13 protein-coding genes and 3 pseudogenes are annotated in these 14,251 nt (G+C 42.4%); all 16 read right to left on the bottom strand.

Annotated elements, in window-relative coordinates; genetic code table 11:
• Positions 1 to 11: 11 nt before the first annotated feature.
• The 16 genes and pseudogenes from HFK82_RS02905 to HFK82_RS02835 all read right to left on the bottom strand — a co-directional run bounded on the left by HFK82_RS02905 (position 12) and on the right by HFK82_RS02835 (position 14,177).
• Positions 12 to 419, bottom strand: coding sequence for a Spx/MgsR family RNA polymerase-binding regulatory protein (locus tag HFK82_RS02905; RefSeq protein ID WP_154454713.1), 408 nt, complete (start codon positions 417 to 419; stop codon positions 12 to 14).
• 86 nt (positions 420 to 505) lie between these two features.
• Entirely contained in the window at positions 506 to 1,417 is a 912-nt protein-coding gene (locus tag HFK82_RS02900; RefSeq protein WP_168260738.1) for a bifunctional riboflavin kinase/FAD synthetase, read from the bottom strand.
• Positions 1,418 to 1,428: 11 nt separating this feature from the next.
• Entirely contained in the window at positions 1,429 to 2,310 is an 882-nt protein-coding gene (truB, locus tag HFK82_RS02895) for a tRNA pseudouridine(55) synthase TruB (RefSeq protein ID WP_168260737.1), read from the bottom strand.
• Between the two features lie 88 nt (positions 2,311 to 2,398).
• Positions 2,399 to 2,896: pseudogene (locus HFK82_RS09265) on the bottom strand (PAS domain-containing protein); the annotation flags it as partial.
• Positions 2,897 to 2,976: 80 nt separating this feature from the next.
• A pseudogene (locus HFK82_RS09260) lies at positions 2,977 to 3,754 on the bottom strand (DUF438 domain-containing protein); the annotation flags it as partial.
• Entirely contained in the window at positions 3,747 to 3,986 is a 240-nt protein-coding gene (locus HFK82_RS02885) for a DUF1858 domain-containing protein (protein ID WP_154454709.1), read from the bottom strand. The gene HFK82_RS02885 and the pseudogene HFK82_RS09260, both read right to left, overlap by 8 nt.
• Before the next feature lie 108 nt (positions 3,987 to 4,094).
• Positions 4,095 to 4,529, bottom strand: a pseudogene (locus HFK82_RS02880) (N-6 DNA methylase); the annotation flags it as partial.
• Between the two features lie 86 nt (positions 4,530 to 4,615).
• Positions 4,616 to 6,064 carry a DUF2130 domain-containing protein gene (locus tag HFK82_RS02875; RefSeq protein WP_168260735.1) on the bottom strand — a complete coding sequence of 483 codons (1,449 nt, stop codon included), beginning with the start codon at positions 6,062 to 6,064 and terminating at the stop codon, positions 4,616 to 4,618.
• Positions 6,065 to 6,087: 23 nt separating this feature from the next.
• Positions 6,088 to 6,684, bottom strand: a complete 597-nt coding sequence (locus tag HFK82_RS02870; protein WP_168260734.1) for a restriction endonuclease subunit S domain-containing protein — start codon at positions 6,682 to 6,684, stop codon at positions 6,088 to 6,090.
• Positions 6,685 to 6,757: 73 nt separating this feature from the next.
• Positions 6,758 to 7,417 carry an ABC transporter ATP-binding protein gene (locus HFK82_RS02865; RefSeq protein ID WP_168260733.1) on the bottom strand — a complete coding sequence of 220 codons (660 nt, stop codon included), beginning with the start codon at positions 7,415 to 7,417 and terminating at the stop codon, positions 6,758 to 6,760.
• 275 nt (positions 7,418 to 7,692) lie between these two features.
• Positions 7,693 to 8,184: a thiol peroxidase gene (gene tpx / locus HFK82_RS02860; RefSeq protein ID WP_168260732.1), complete on the bottom strand. Its 492-nt coding sequence runs from the start codon at positions 8,182 to 8,184 to the stop codon at positions 7,693 to 7,695.
• A gap of 177 nt (positions 8,185 to 8,361) precedes the next feature.
• On the bottom strand, positions 8,362 to 8,697 hold the full coding sequence (locus HFK82_RS02855) for a zinc ribbon domain-containing protein YjdM (RefSeq protein ID WP_154455460.1): 336 nt from the start codon (positions 8,695 to 8,697) through the stop codon (positions 8,362 to 8,364).
• 106 nt (positions 8,698 to 8,803) lie between these two features.
• Positions 8,804 to 9,967 (bottom strand): mannitol-1-phosphate 5-dehydrogenase, encoded by a 1,164-nt coding sequence (locus HFK82_RS02850; RefSeq protein WP_168260731.1) that lies wholly within the window; start codon positions 9,965 to 9,967, stop codon positions 8,804 to 8,806.
• A gap of 16 nt (positions 9,968 to 9,983) precedes the next feature.
• Positions 9,984 to 10,421: a PTS mannitol transporter subunit IIA gene (locus HFK82_RS02845; RefSeq protein WP_168260730.1), complete on the bottom strand. Its 438-nt coding sequence runs from the start codon at positions 10,419 to 10,421 to the stop codon at positions 9,984 to 9,986.
• 2 nt (positions 10,422 to 10,423) lie between these two features.
• On the bottom strand, positions 10,424 to 12,385 hold the full coding sequence (locus tag HFK82_RS02840) for a BglG family transcription antiterminator (RefSeq protein ID WP_168260729.1): 1,962 nt from the start codon (positions 12,383 to 12,385) through the stop codon (positions 10,424 to 10,426).
• 19 nt (positions 12,386 to 12,404) lie between these two features.
• A complete protein-coding gene (locus tag HFK82_RS02835; protein WP_168260728.1) occupies positions 12,405 to 14,177 on the bottom strand; it encodes a PTS mannitol transporter subunit IIBC in 1,773 nt (590 codons plus the stop codon).
• Between the last annotated feature and the right edge of the window lie 74 nt (positions 14,178 to 14,251).

The following is a 14,251-nucleotide window of genomic DNA, read 5'->3' as shown; positions in this document are numbered from 1 at the left end:
CTACTCCTTTCTTAACTGTCTATCTCAGCTCGAATCGTCGCTTGACGCAACTCTTGTTTGCGGTAATCCTTTGGTAAAAAGGCTCGAATTTCGTCTTCGTTAAATCCAATTTGCATGTGTTTGTGGTCGTCTAAGATAATCGGACGACGCAACAAACCTGGATTTTGCGAAATCAAGTCAATCAATTCTGAAACAGAGAGATCATCAACGTCAAGATCTAACTTTTGAAAAACTTTTGATCGAGTTGAGATAATGTCTTCTGTACCATTTTCTGTTAAGGATAAAATGGTCATCAATTCTTCGTGGCTGAGCGGGTTCGTGATGATATTGTGTTCTTGAAATTTCACGTCATGCTCATTGAGCCAAGCACGAGCTTTTCGGCAACTGGTGCAGCTCGGTGATAAAAATAACGTAATCATATAAGCGCTCCCCCCATATACTTGCTTATATTATACTAAAAAAATCCATAATTGACTATCTTTTTTCTAAAAACAAACCCATTTTTTCACAATTTTAACGAAAAGGCTTTATCTTGATGCAACTGAGTTGTTAGGGCTTTCATGTTTGAGAAATTGACCATATCCCTAATCTTCTCCAACCAAATGACGTCGATGTGCTCACCGTAGATATCACTATTGAAATCAAAAATGTTGACTTCAAGACGTAATTCTGTGCCGCCAAAAGTGATATTTTTACCAATGCTGGTCATGGAACGATAGCGTTTGCCACGTACAATGGCGTCTGTGACGTAAACCCCATATTGAGGCAACAGAACCCTGTCTTGAGGAATCAGATTTGCCGTTGGGAAACCGATGGTACGCCCACGCGCATCGCCATGAACAACTAAACCGTTAGTTTGAAAGTCATACCCTAACAAACGATTAGCTTCCTTGACTTGCCCAGTTTCCAGCAAATGACGAATACGAGTGGAACTGATTTTTTCGCCCTTGTCCGTCACTTCTGGCACAATCACCACTTCTCCGTCAAACTGCTGCGCTAAATCGCTGGCACTTTTGCGGTCATGTCCAAAACGGTAATCAAAACCAACGACAATGGCCTTTGCTCGCAAGGGTTTGACAAACAAGTTCAAAAAAGCATCCGACGACAATTTGGCAAATGAGGACGTGAAGTCTGTCAAGTACAAATTATCCACACCGTAAGCCGCAAATTTGTCATAACGAAGCTCAGGAGAGGTCAATTGACAGAGTAAATCCGGACTATATCGGCTCAAGGCCAATCGTGGCGACGCATTGAAGGTCAAGACTGTGACGTCTAGATTATCTTCCTTAGCAATGATTTTAGCACGGTCAAAAAGGGCTTTGTGACCAAGATGAAGCCCATCAAAATAGCCCAAAACCAACACCGCATCTTGGCTTGTTGTGATGTCTTTATAATCGTTTAATTCATAGATGTTCATTTGTCTTTATCTCACATAAACACTTTGCGTGGTTTGTATAGGTCCTCACGAGGCTCAAGAATCGCAATTAGCTTGTCTTGGTAAAAGCCTGCCAATCGAGAATCCGTGCGCTCTAGCGGAATTTTACGGCCAAATGATAGCTCTTTGGCCTCCTCGTCTGTCAAATCCACACGTGGCAAATCCATGACACCATACTCAATCGGCAACAAGAAAGACCAATCGTCTACCTGACATTTCTCCGCAATTTCTGCTAAAGTCAAGGCGTCATCCAACTGCAATCCTGCTGAAGCTTGACGTTCCAAGAAGGACATGTGACTGGCGTAGCCCAGCGATTTCCCTAAATCCACGGACAAAGTGCGGATATAGGTACCTTTGCTACATGCCACTTCAAAATCAAAATAACAACAATCATCCTTGAAGGTCAAGGAGCTGGTGCGCCTGAAATCGTAAATGCTGACCTGACGGTGTGGGCGCTCCACTTCTTCGCCCGCACGCGCGTATTCGTACAAACGACGTCCGTTGACCTTAACGGCAGAATACATGGGCGGTGTCTGATTGATATCCCCCACCATGCCTGCCATAGCCTCATCCACCTGCTCAGGACTTAAATCAGCAGACACAGGTGTTCTCTCCACCACCTCGCCACTGGCGTCCTCTGTCGTGGTCGAAAAACCAAGACAAATTTGCCCACGATAGACCTTACCAGCCTCGGTCATGTATTCAATAACACGCGTGGCCTTGCCAACGGCAATAGGCAAAACACCGACCACATCAGGGTCAAGCGTGCCACCATGCCCAATTTTTTTCTCGTGTAATAATTTCCGTAACTTAAAAACGGCATCATGACTGGTCATGCCAGCCTCTTTCTTCAAATTGATAATTCCATTAACCATAACTTTTATTATACCGTTTTTTACATAGAAAAGACAAGTCCGCAACTCAGTAGGCCAGCTGTCGATCTTGCCTTTTGGGTGTTATAAACTAAATGTTACGACTAGCATCACCATCTAGGTCACGAAAGACTTGAATGTCTTGGACATATTCTAGCACCCCTTGAAAATCGCCTTTTCGATCACGGACAGCAGCATAGGTCACATAGATAAATTTTCCTGAACGCTCAGACTTGTACCACATAGTCACCTTGTTACGCTCACCTGAGCGCAAGAGACTGAAAATCTTTTTGACCTTTTCCAGCACACGAGGTGGGTGACACAGTTCCACATGACGACCAATTTGGCTTGGCGTGCGCTTGAAAATCATGTTTTCAGGCTCAGTGTTGTCATTGTAATACTGGAAAATATCGTCCTTATTGACAAAAGTAATCTCCATCGGCAAATGATTGAGAATCAAATCGGCTTGTTCAACAGACAAATAACCATTGCCAAAGGCTTGTGTCGTGGTGCGGTCCACAGCTGCCTTGTCCTTTTTAGGAATGAATTGAATGGTCAATTGTCCCTCAGGCGTATCAATCACACGCGTCACTTGTTCAGTGTCTGAAAGGTCCTCTGCCACAAGAGATTCTTTGTTGTCAGTTTCTTCTTGAAGATCTTTTGGTGTGTCAAAGGCTTCACGGTATGGTTGCCACACCGCAGTTGGCTTGATGATGGCATAGCCATAAGCATCACTTTCCTTAGCAATGGCCAGCCAGTCATCCTGCGTCAAGGTTTCCAACAAAATCATCAGTAAAATCGCCTCTTCTTTGAAAATCATTTCCTCAAATTCTTTGGCGAAGGCTTCAAAAGCTGCAGAAACTTGGTCAATGCTGATGTTTGGTAATTGGTCGAGTTTGGCTTGGGTGGTTTTGAACAAATCACGAATGTCATCGTCAACACCCCACATGACTTTTGGTGGGGCGTCATGCCCATAGCGCTCCATAACTGGAAAGAAGAGTTTTTCCTTGCGAGTATAATGGCGATCAAATTGCCCAAGAAGGCTCATCTGATGGCGCAAACCGTTCAACAAATCCAAACGGTAAGGCTCATTTTCAGGCTTTTCATAGTTTTCAATGATGCGGCGAATGCGCAACATGGCAGCTCGCAAGGCGAGGTTTTCCTGCTTAAAGAGATAAACAGGGTGGCCTTCTTGCTCAGCGTCAGGCGCCTCCACATCTGAAATAGCTCCCTTAAAGAGATTGGCGTGGACATTGCAAAGCCCCATGACATCCTCAAAAGTAATGCCCGTATCAGACCCCATGAGCTCATGCTCCATCATGGAAATTTCAAGGGCCGAAACGCCTGTAAAATGCTGGTTGAAGTCCTCTTGCACCGAAGCCGCATCCGCACCGTCATGCAAACGCAAGAGAATGTCTTTTAACACGTCGATTCGCTTGTCAGTCATGGTCACCTCCGATTACATCATAGCCGTGAAATATGAGCGTGCGCTCAATATCTTCTAGGGAAATGCCTGTTAGTTTTGCTCCTGCTTTCAAGGATGTAACCTTGCCTACCGTGTGCAGCATGGCTGGATTGGCCAAGGGTTTGAGCCCCAAACCCACCAAAATCTCCTTGACTTCAGGGTGTTCTTGTATGATTTCGGCGACAGGTTTCGCCAAATCAATGGTATTTGTCATAAAAAATCCTCTCTTTTATAACATACTATTATAGCACAAGATAGGCCAAAGGAAACCCCAAATCCCGAAAGCCAAAAAATACTAGGTCAAAAACCTAGTATTTATTTGTTACCATTTTGCTAAAAAGTCAGCCAATTCGTTTTGGGCATCAGGGTTTGTCCCTACTAATTGCGTGAGCATGCTTTCTAATTTTGCTGTGGTTTCAGCGATTTGTTTGTCGGTATCTGCCAATTGGTCTGCCAAATCAGGTAGTGGGATCACAGGCTCTTCTTCAAAGGTATACACGTAACGTGGGATGTTTAGGTTATAGTCATTTTCAACAATTTCATCAAAGTTTGCCAAATGCGCAAATTTATCGATGTCTTGGCGGTCTTGATAGGCAGCCAAGATTTTGGCGATGTGCTCGTCAGTCATGACGTTTTGGTTTTTACCCTTGTCAAATTCTTTTGAAGCGTCGATGAAGAAGACATCTTTTGTGGTGCGGTTTTTTTTGAGAATGATAACTGTCGTTGGAATAGACGTGTTGTAGAAGATATTGGCTGGGATTTTGAGCCATTTTTCATATTCTCCTTGAACCTAGTGTAATGATTTTATTTTATCATATTTTCAACCATTTTCAAATCACATCACTAGTCCACTTTAACGGGCTTTTGCTCTTTTAGAGACTCAAATTTAGCACGCATGGTAGGATTCTTGCGGGTTAATTTTTTGACGGAAACATCATCTAGTTTGTTATTGGCAAGGCGGAGTTGATTTTCACTGGTCGTCAAGAAGCGTTTGACCTCCTCCATACGGCGAATAGACTTGTCGATTTCGTCAATAGCCTTTTGGAAATTGGTGCTGGCGGAATTGTAATTTTTGGCAAAGGCTTGCTTGAAAGTTTCAAGGTCATCTTCAAAATGCGTGATGTCGATGTGTTGCTCACGAACCAAGGCCAACTCTTGCTTGTACTTGAGCGAATTAAGCGCCGCATTACGCAAAATCCCAATCAACTGAATAAAGAGTTGCGGACGAACGACATACATTTTTTCGTACTCGTGGCTGACATCCACAATCCCCGTGTTGAAATAATCATTGTCCGCTTCCAGCATGCTGACCAAAACGGCATACTCGCATTTTTTCTCTCTGCGGTCCTTGTCCAATTCCTTGTAGAAATCCTTGTTCTTGTGCTTGGTCTTGGTTTCATCCGCTTCGTTTTTCATCTCGAACATGATAGATAGTATTTCAATACCATTCTCGTCTGTTTCGCGGTAAATGAAATCCCCTTTGGAACGGCTGCCTGATGATACCTCATTGTCCTTGCCAAAGGTAGCATTTGGAAAGGCAATAGCGCGCACCTTGTTGAATTCTGTTTCGGCATAGACTTCCAAGCTTTCTCCGATAGCCTTGGTGGATTGTTGCGCTTTGAAATTCTTGTAAAATTCGACCTGCTCATTGGCTGCCTTGAGTTGGGCTTCGTAGTCACTTTTGACTGAGGCAAGCGACAACTCCGCTTCTTTTTCTTGTAAGGCTAATTGGGACTGGGCTTCGTCACGTTCTTTTTCGACAGACGCCACCGCCTCCACCAAACTGGTCTTGTTTTCCAAAGCCAAACGTTCCAACTGGTTTTTCAAGTCCAGCACTTCTTTGTCTTTTTCATTTAGGGCTTGGGTTAATTCCAAATCCTTGACCGAAGTAATATTTTCTAATTGTGCCTTCAGATCTGTAACTTCCTTGTCTTTCTCGCTCAAAGATTGTTTCAACTCGAGGTCTTTGACTGAGGCGACATTGTCCAATTGGGCTTTTAAGGCTGCGATTTCTTGCTCTTTTTCACTGAGTTGGCGTTGGTTTTCCAAGGCTAAGGCTTGCTTGGCTTGCTCCAACTGCGTATTGAGTTCTGCGATTTCCTTATCCTTAGCGCTCACCTGCGTCTGCAAATCATTTTTGGATTTTTCCTCCAACAAGGCTTTTTCTTTTTCCAGACGGTCGTGGATTTCCTTGTCAAATTCCTGACTGCGAACCTGCGCCAACAGTTGGCTGTACTCTGTTTCATTGATGGTAAAAACCGTGCCACAATGTGGGCATTTGATACTGTTCATCTCTATTTCTCCCCACTCATTTCTTAAAATAAATTCTTTTCAACATCGTCACGCACCCGTTGCCACTCTTGCTGGGCTCTGACAATTTTTCGCTTGTAATCATTCAACCCCTGCTCATAACGTTGCACCAAATAGGTTTGTTTGACAAGCGGAATTTTTGGTATTTCAATACTAATCAGTTTTTGCGTGCTGACATTCATCACGGCCTTACCTGTATTGGCTTCATCTAGCAAGGCTTGCCCTAGCGGTGATTCCAAAAATAATTTGATATAGCCACCCAAGACGCCGCCAGTGGGACGCAAGACAGTGATATTGGCTGACGCGATGACAGGCTGGTTTTGCTCGCTAAAAACAGCAATCTTTTTAACCGTCCCTTTTGAGGCAATCAAGACGTCGCCATCTTGTAAAAGGTAACGCAAAACCGCACGTTTATCCATCTCAATGCGTTTCAAAGCCGCGTAATCAATACCCATGCTGGTCATATCACTGAGATTGATAACGGCGACATTTCCCTCATCACCGAGTCTAGACACGGCCTTGCCCTTGAAATGCTCGGTCACATCCTTGATAGCCACCTTGGCTGTCGAACTAGTCATATAGTCTGCAATCGTTTCAGTCATATTATTCTCCTTCTTCTTAGTATTGTAATACCAAAACTGATTTTTGGCAAGTTAAAAGTGGAATAGACACATCCTATTCCACTCTATGTAAGTATTTGGCGAAATCCATTTTGTAATCACAGGTTAGGACATTGAAGGCTTGGTCATGGCTAATCACCAAGACAGTCTTGCCAGCCTTTTTGAGTGCTTTAAACAGTTTTGACACCTCAACCATGTGGGCGTAGTCTAGGCCACTGGTCGGCTCATCACACAGCAATAATTTAGGATTTTTAGCAACCGCACGCGCGATGGACACCCGTTGTTGCTCGCCTCCTGATAACTGAGCAGGAAAATTATTGAGCCGCTTTTCCAAACCCACGTCAATCAAGGCCTGCTCAGCGTCTTGGGCATCTGCGACAATTTCAGAAGCCAATTCCACATTTTCCTTGGCAGTGAGATTTGGCACTAGGTTGTAAAATTGAAAAACAAAGCCCACATCATTGCGACGGTAGGTTGTCAATTCTTTTGGACTGTACTTAGCGATATCAGTCCCATCAATCAAGACCTGACCTTCATTGCCACTATCCATACCTCCTAAAATATTCAAAATAGTGGACTTGCCCGCACCAGACGCCCCCAAAATAATGACCAATTCGCCCTTTTCAATCGTAAAATTGATGTCATTATTGGCAATGATTTCGGTATCGCTCGTTTGGTAGCGCTTGTACAAATGTTTGATTTTAATATAAGCCATCTGCCTCACCTCGTTTTATTTCTGATTGATATAATTGACCAAGTGCATCTTATACCTTTCACAGCACTTGATGTTACCTTTGACCTTTAAGTTTTTTGGGACAAAGTTTTTTTATAAAATGAAACCCCTTACAATTTTATCATATCTTTTTTGTAACCGTTGTCAATTATTTTCATTTTACACTAAAGAAATCCCTCGTGGCACTTGATAAAAGGCAGAAAAAAAACCTGCAAGCTAAGCCAACATACGTCAGCTTATCTTGTTAGGCCTCTTTTTTATAATTGATTAAGGGCATCAAGTGCCGCTTGGTAATTGGGTTCAGAATTGACATTCTCCAAATACTCAGCATAAGTCAAGCGGTTATCGCTGTCTAGGACCAAAACCGCGCGCGCCAACAGGTGCCACTCTTCCATTAAAAGCCCATAAGCCTTACCAAAAGAATGGTCGTAATAATCAGACAACATGACCGCATGTTCCAAGCCCTCTACCCCGCACCAACGTGCTTGTGCAAAAGGCAAGTCCTCAGAAATGGTAATCACCACCGTGTCATCACGGTCAGACAAGGCCTTGTTAAAGGTCCGCGTTTGCACCGAACAAATACCCGTATCAATAGACGGCACCACACTAATCACTTTTTTCTTGCCTGCAAAATCCGCCAAGCCTTGATGCGTCAATTCACGCGTCATCAAAGAAAAATCTGGCGCAACCTCCCCAACTTGTACTCTTTTACCGACTAATGTTACCTTTTCGCCACGAAATGTTGTCATGAGATACCTCCTTTATGCTTATTCTGAAATAGATGCTTTCAGAAATGCTTTCCATTCAAATAGGTTTTTGAGAACCCTTACTCACACTCCTATTGTAACGAATTTCGAGCGTTTTCACTAACAATTTGATTGCAAATCTAAAAACCGCAAAAAAAGACAAGTGGTGAAACACTTGCCTTACAATTTTTTAACAAATTCTGATTTTAATTTCATGGCACCAAAACCATCGATTTTGCAATCGATATTGTGATCCCCTTCAACAAGACGAATGTTTTTCACTCGTGTTCCTTGTTTAAGGTCTTTTGGCGCTCCTTTAACTTTCAGGTTTTTAACGATTGTTACGCTATCACCATCTGCCAAGCGTGTTCCGTTGCTATCTAAAACAACCAGACCATCTTCTGCTTCGGCAGTGTCTTTTGGATTCCATTCGTAAGCACACTCTGGGCAAACTAATAATAAACCATCTTCGTAAACATACTCAGAATGACATTTTGGACAATTTGGTAAAGACATCTTTTCTCCTTATCAAAAATTACAATAACCATGTGCGGTTGATGTCAACCGACTCTCTTTATTGTAGCGGAAAAATCCTGTTTTGGCAAGGTAGAGCGGTTAGGCCTTAAAGTTGTGGCTGTTTGTTGACGTTTTCAATCATGTTCACAGCATCAGCAATCAACTCAGCGTCTGTTAGTTGAGTGATTTCAGTCACCACTTCAGGCAAAGGCTTACTTGTCAATAATTCTTGCAATTGCACGCTTTGGTCATCGTTTTCATCTTGGTAATAGAAAACAAAAGCAGCTGTTTTCAGCAAATGGTCATATGGCAAATCACGTTCTTTCAATTCGCGGATAGGTCTGATGAAACGTTCATCGTAACCAAGTTTACGGATTGGTGTGCGGGCCACACGGCTCACGTCATCCACGATAAACGGATTTTCAAAACGTGAAATAATGACCTTGTGGTAATCTTCCAAAGTTGCTTCATCAAAGCCCCATTTAGCAATTAACAACTGACGAATCTCTGCCAAAACGCCTTCAACTTGTTCTTTCACACGCTCGTCTTTGAGTGCTTCCAAAATAGTTTCTGCCCCATAAAAAGCCCCTGTGTAAGCTGACGTTGCATGGCCTGAGTTAACTGAGAAGAGTTTGCGTTCGATGAAAGGTTCCAAATTCTCTTCGTAATGCACGCCTTCTAGTTTGAAATCTGGATTTTTCATGCGGCTTGTTTCCACCACCCACTCGTTAAAAGGTTCCACGACAACAAACAAGGGATCTTCGTGGCTTTGCGCTGGTACGATGCGATCCACAGCAGCATTTGGGAAACCAACGTAAGTATCTAGATAAGCAAGGCCTTCTTCTGAGAGGTATTTTTTAACTTCTTCAAGAAGGAATTGTGAACCGCCAATCATGTTTTCACAGGCTAGGACGTCGATGGCTTGCGTATTAGCTGCTGTCATGCGAGCTTCGATACCTTTGGCAATCAATTCTGCAATTAAAGGCAAAATGTTTGGGCCGATCGCTGTTGTGATAATATCAGCGTTTGCAATAGCATCGACAACTGCTTGAGGGTATTTTTGATTGTTAATTCCTCTGACATGGTCCACAGTGATATGAGGCTGACCTTCTTGGGCAATCTCAATCTCATATAAATGGCGTTGGTTCAAGGCATCAATGACACGGTCATTGACATCTACAAAGGTAATCGCGACATGATTTTTAGATAAAATTTCCCCGATAAACCCACGTCCAATATTTCCTGCTCCAAAATGTACGGCTTGTTTCATGATTCTTATTTCCCTTCTATTCTACATTATTCAATAAACGAATGATTTCATCTTTTGATTGGGTATCTGCCAATTTCACAACATTATCGACATCCGCACAGAAAATTGAAATTTTCTGAATGATTTCCAAATGCTCATTGCCGATACCTGCAATGCCAAACAAAACAGTGGCGATTTGCGGATTTTCATCACTGCCAAAATTCACACCATCTGGCACTTGCACCACGGTAATGCCTGATTTCAGCACTTTTTCCTTAGCTTCGTCAGTGCCGTGAGGAATAGCAATGAAATTTCCCATATAAACTGAGAGTTCTTTGTTACGCTGAATCATAGCCTCAACGTAATCGTTTTCAACGTAACCACCGTCTGCTAGCAAATTGCCGCAAAAACGAATGGCTTCTTCTTTCGTTTGAAAAGACTGATCTAATTGAATTAAATCTTTTTGAAAGTCCATTTCTAATCCTCCGATTTTTTGATTTTTTCTGTGAAAATTTGTTTCAAGAGTTGGTAAATAATGTCTTTGTTACCTGTCTTATAGATTTCGGTGTAGAGGTGGTTTTCAATGATAGACTGGCTAATGGCGGTCATGAGGTGGCGTACCTCTTCGCATTCGTCCAACCTCGTCAGCATGACCAAAATCCGTGAAATACTTTCTTCTTGATGGTTCATCGACAAGGCCGTGACAGGTGTTGCCAAGTCAAAGACCACAAAACACGTTTGTTCTACCTTACTTGAATGCGTGTGCAACAAAGCAAGGTGCGTGTCTGGAATGGCCATAGGGCTTATTTGAAAACGTTTCAAGAGTTTTTCTGACAAATAATCACTGTCCGTGATGCCTTCGATGTGGGCAACCAACTGAGGCACCGTTTCATCAAAAGAAGGCGCATTGTTGATAGACACATGTTTGAAGTGTTGGAGCAAGGTTTCGCTTGCCTGCAAATACTGTTGAAAATCATAGACAGGCTTTTCAATCAGCTCAACCTCCTCACGAACCTTCACTTCGCGGTGGGCCTGCACGTCTTGCAGAAATTCTTGCAGCGCTAGGAATTCCTTGGTGTCTGGATAGACCGACACCAGCTTAATGTCTTGGTCTTGTAAAACACTGGTTGACAACAAACAGTCATAAGAACGTTTGTCATCCACCGTGTATTGTGACAAGGTTTTCACCGCGATTGTCCCAACAAATGGGGCAATGGTCTTAATCCGTGTGACCAGCAACTCTGTTGCCAGCGGGCGTTCATCAGTCAACAACAGCAGATGAACAGGGTAAATGTCAGGACTACGCCGCAAACTTGAGGCAAAATGCAAGGTAATCAACTCATACTCACGGTCATTTTGAAAATAAGCTGGAAAGATTTCTTTGACCAACAAACTCACCACGCGATACAGGTAATCATTGCTTTTGATAACATGATGAGCAATAGTATTGGTCGCCGAATCCTCAAAAATCACTGGAATGGCTAAGTTTAAGCGAATATGATTGAACAAAAACTTAAAGAGTAGCTGGTCCTTGGCAAAATTGATTTTAGTGTAGCGCCCCACCTTATCAATCAGATTAGATACGTTATAGAAAAACTCACTATCGAAATTTTCATTAAACAAGGGGGTATTTTGACGCTTGATGACCAATTCATCCATCAAGGAAGCATAGTATAAAATCTCTTTTAAGCTGTAAAATTCTTGACTTAAGTGCGACAAGTGAGCAAAGACCTTCTGTGAAAATTCCAATGATACTTTGCTAACAGGAGTGGGATTCACTTCAAAAGTATCCCAATTAGACAAGGATAATAAAATAATGAAAAATTGATTTAATTTAGCATCAAATTCTGGTAATTCCTCTTGGTATTTCTGGAAAGCTTGCGTAGCTTGTTGCAGACGCTCAGCAGAAATGCAATCAAAGATACCACAGTCTTGCTGCCAAAATTGAGGTAAAGGAATATTCTGCGTTAGCAAAATGGCTAACAGACGGCGTTTCATTTGGCTATGACCAACGGCTAAACCATAGCCTTTACGCCTTTTCAAGACCAAGTTAAAATCTTTCAAACGTTTTTCAATATCAGCAATATCTTGAATGACAGTAACGTTGCTGACACCAAACTGGTCTTGTAAGCTTTCATTGGTGATATTCTCACGGCTGATAAGCAAGTTGTAGGTGATGAGATTGAGGCGTTCATTGCGCGTATAAGTCGCTTGTGCGCTCAATTCAGAAATGTTTTCAAAATCACCTGATAAATAATATTTATTGTTTTCTTTGATAATAGCAATGCCCAACGTGGCTAGGCTATTGGTCAAATCCGACAAGGTTCGATAAACCGTTCGTTTAGACACGCCTAGCATTTCAGACATATTATCCATTGAAAGCTTTCCAAACTTTAAGAAAGCTTTCAATAGTTGTTCTTCTCGTTTTGTTAATAGCATCCTAGGACTACTTTCCGTTTTAATGAGAGATACGAGCAATCATTTTGTCGTACTCAGGTGTTGTGACTAAACTATCAACAACCAAGAGTTGCGCATCACGAGCGTATTTTTGCACATCTGTTTGATTTGCAATATTAGAAACAATGAGAATATTATTCGCGTTAAAGGCTGGTAGGTCTTCATTGGCCACTTTTGAAACAGGGATAGCAATGCCCTTGTTCTTGAAGATAGCTTTCAAGGTTGCTTCACCCATAGTGACAGACCCTCTTGCTTTTCCGTAAGCAAAGACCACTTCATCAATTTGATTCAAGTCAATCTGTACGGGAGCTTTTTCACTCACTTGTTGATTAACAGGGACCGTTTCTTCAGCTGGTGCTTCGCTTGCTCCACTCAAACGAGTCACAATCTCATCGTATTTTGGTGTTGCAAGGAAATTGTCAACGCTGACGTGAATCGCGCTTGGTGTTTTCTGAGCCGCACGTTCTGCCAATTCTTCTTGGGTTACAATCAAAGTATTTGGCGTATCAGTTAGGTTTGAAATCGCTTTATTTGTTACAGGAATATCCAAACCAGCTTTTTTCACTTTTTCTCTCAAGATTGAAGCACCCATAGCTGAACTTCCCATACCTGCATCACAGGCAAAGATGATTTGTTGCACAGCGTTAGTGCTAATCATGAGTTCTTCTTGTGATGGTGCAACTTCTTGACCTTTTGAAGCTGCTTTAGCTGCTTGGCTAGCTGCCTGAGCTGACTCAAGCGAATCGCTTTCTGATCTGTCTGCTTTCAAAATCACAGATGCCACTAGGAAAGATGCCACAGCTGCCGCTGCCACACCAGCAATAACAGGTAAGTAACCGCCTCTTGGTGTCATGGCTAAGATAGCGATAATAGAACCAGGTGAAGCTGCTGCTGATAGACCAGCTCCTAGAAGTTGGAAAGTAAAGGTTCCCACAACACCCCCAGCAATGGCCGCTAGGAATAAAAGCGGTTTCATCATAACGTATGGGAAATAGATTTCATGAATCCCACCCAAGAATTCAATAATAACTGCTCCTGGTGCTGATGATTTAGCTGAACCTTTACCAAAGAATGAGTAAGCAAGCAAGATACCAAGACCAGGACCAGGGTTAGATTCTAGCAAGAAGAGAATTGATTTCCCTGCTTCTGCGACTTGTTCTGTTCCAAGCGGTGTAAAGATACCGTGGTTAAGCGCGTTATTTAAGAAGAGAACCTTGGCTGGCTCAATCAAGATATTTGCCAGTGGTAACATTTTCGCGTTGATAATAGCTTGAACCCCGACACCGATAGCAGCTGTCAAACTAGAAACAACTGGACCAACTGCTAGAAAAGCAAGAATAATCAAAATAAATCCGATAATCCCAGCTGAGAAGTTATTTAATAACATTTCAAATCCAGGACGAATTTTTTCTTGGAATTTCTCGTCAAATTTCTTGATACACCATGCTCCCAAAGGTCCCATAATCATGGCACCGATAAACATGGTTACTGATGACCCAACAATAGCACCGAAGGTTGCCATAGCACCTACAACTGCACCACGTTGTCCATAAACATTAAACCCTGCCGTATAACCAATTAACAAAGGCAATAGATAGGTCAAGATTGGTGATACCATTACACTTAGCGTGGGATTTGGGAACCAGCCTGTTTCGATGAATAGCGTTGCCAATATCCCCCATGCGATAAAAGCGCCAATATTAGGCATAACCATGTTGGATAAGGTTGTCCCTAATTTTTGGACTCTTACTTTTAATGCACTTTTGTTTTCCATTAGTCGTTTCCTCCTTTTTTCTTAACTATATTATAATATGTTTTGTAAGCGTTTTAAACTAAAGTTTTGGCAAA

It is taken from the genome of Streptococcus alactolyticus, from assembly GCF_012277075.1.
In the GTDB taxonomy this organism is placed as follows: Bacteria; Bacillota; Bacilli; order Lactobacillales; family Streptococcaceae; genus Streptococcus; species Streptococcus alactolyticus.
The sequence above is the reverse complement of the archived record's forward strand: the minus strand, read 5'-3'. Positions and strand labels throughout refer to the sequence as shown.

Coding starts and splice junctions, on each gene's coding strand:
- HFK82_RS02905 (WP_154454713.1), bottom strand. CDS start 419: ATGATTACGTTATTTTTATCACCGAGCTGCACCAGTTGCCGAAAAGCT.
- HFK82_RS02900 (WP_168260738.1), bottom strand. CDS start 1,417: ATGAACATCTATGAATTAAACGATTATAAAGACATCACAACAAGCCAA.
- truB (WP_168260737.1), bottom strand. CDS start 2,310: ATGGTTAATGGAATTATCAATTTGAAGAAAGAGGCTGGCATGACCAGT.
- HFK82_RS02885 (WP_154454709.1), bottom strand. CDS start 3,986: ATGACAAATACCATTGATTTGGCGAAACCTGTCGCCGAAATCATACAA.
- HFK82_RS02875 (WP_168260735.1), bottom strand. CDS start 6,064: ATGAACAGTATCAAATGCCCACATTGTGGCACGGTTTTTACCATCAAT.
- HFK82_RS02870 (WP_168260734.1), bottom strand. CDS start 6,684: ATGACTGAAACGATTGCAGACTATATGACTAGTTCGACAGCCAAGGTG.
- HFK82_RS02865 (WP_168260733.1), bottom strand. CDS start 7,417: ATGGCTTATATTAAAATCAAACATTTGTACAAGCGCTACCAAACGAGC.
- tpx (WP_168260732.1), bottom strand. CDS start 8,184: ATGACAACATTTCGTGGCGAAAAGGTAACATTAGTCGGTAAAAGAGTA.
- HFK82_RS02855 (WP_154455460.1), bottom strand. CDS start 8,697: ATGTCTTTACCAAATTGTCCAAAATGTCATTCTGAGTATGTTTACGAA.
- HFK82_RS02850 (WP_168260731.1), bottom strand. CDS start 9,967: ATGAAACAAGCCGTACATTTTGGAGCAGGAAATATTGGACGTGGGTTT.
- HFK82_RS02845 (WP_168260730.1), bottom strand. CDS start 10,421: ATGGACTTTCAAAAAGATTTAATTCAATTAGATCAGTCTTTTCAAACG.
- HFK82_RS02840 (WP_168260729.1), bottom strand. CDS start 12,385: ATGCTATTAACAAAACGAGAAGAACAACTATTGAAAGCTTTCTTAAAG.
- HFK82_RS02835 (WP_168260728.1), bottom strand. CDS start 14,177: ATGGAAAACAAAAGTGCATTAAAAGTAAGAGTCCAAAAATTAGGGACA.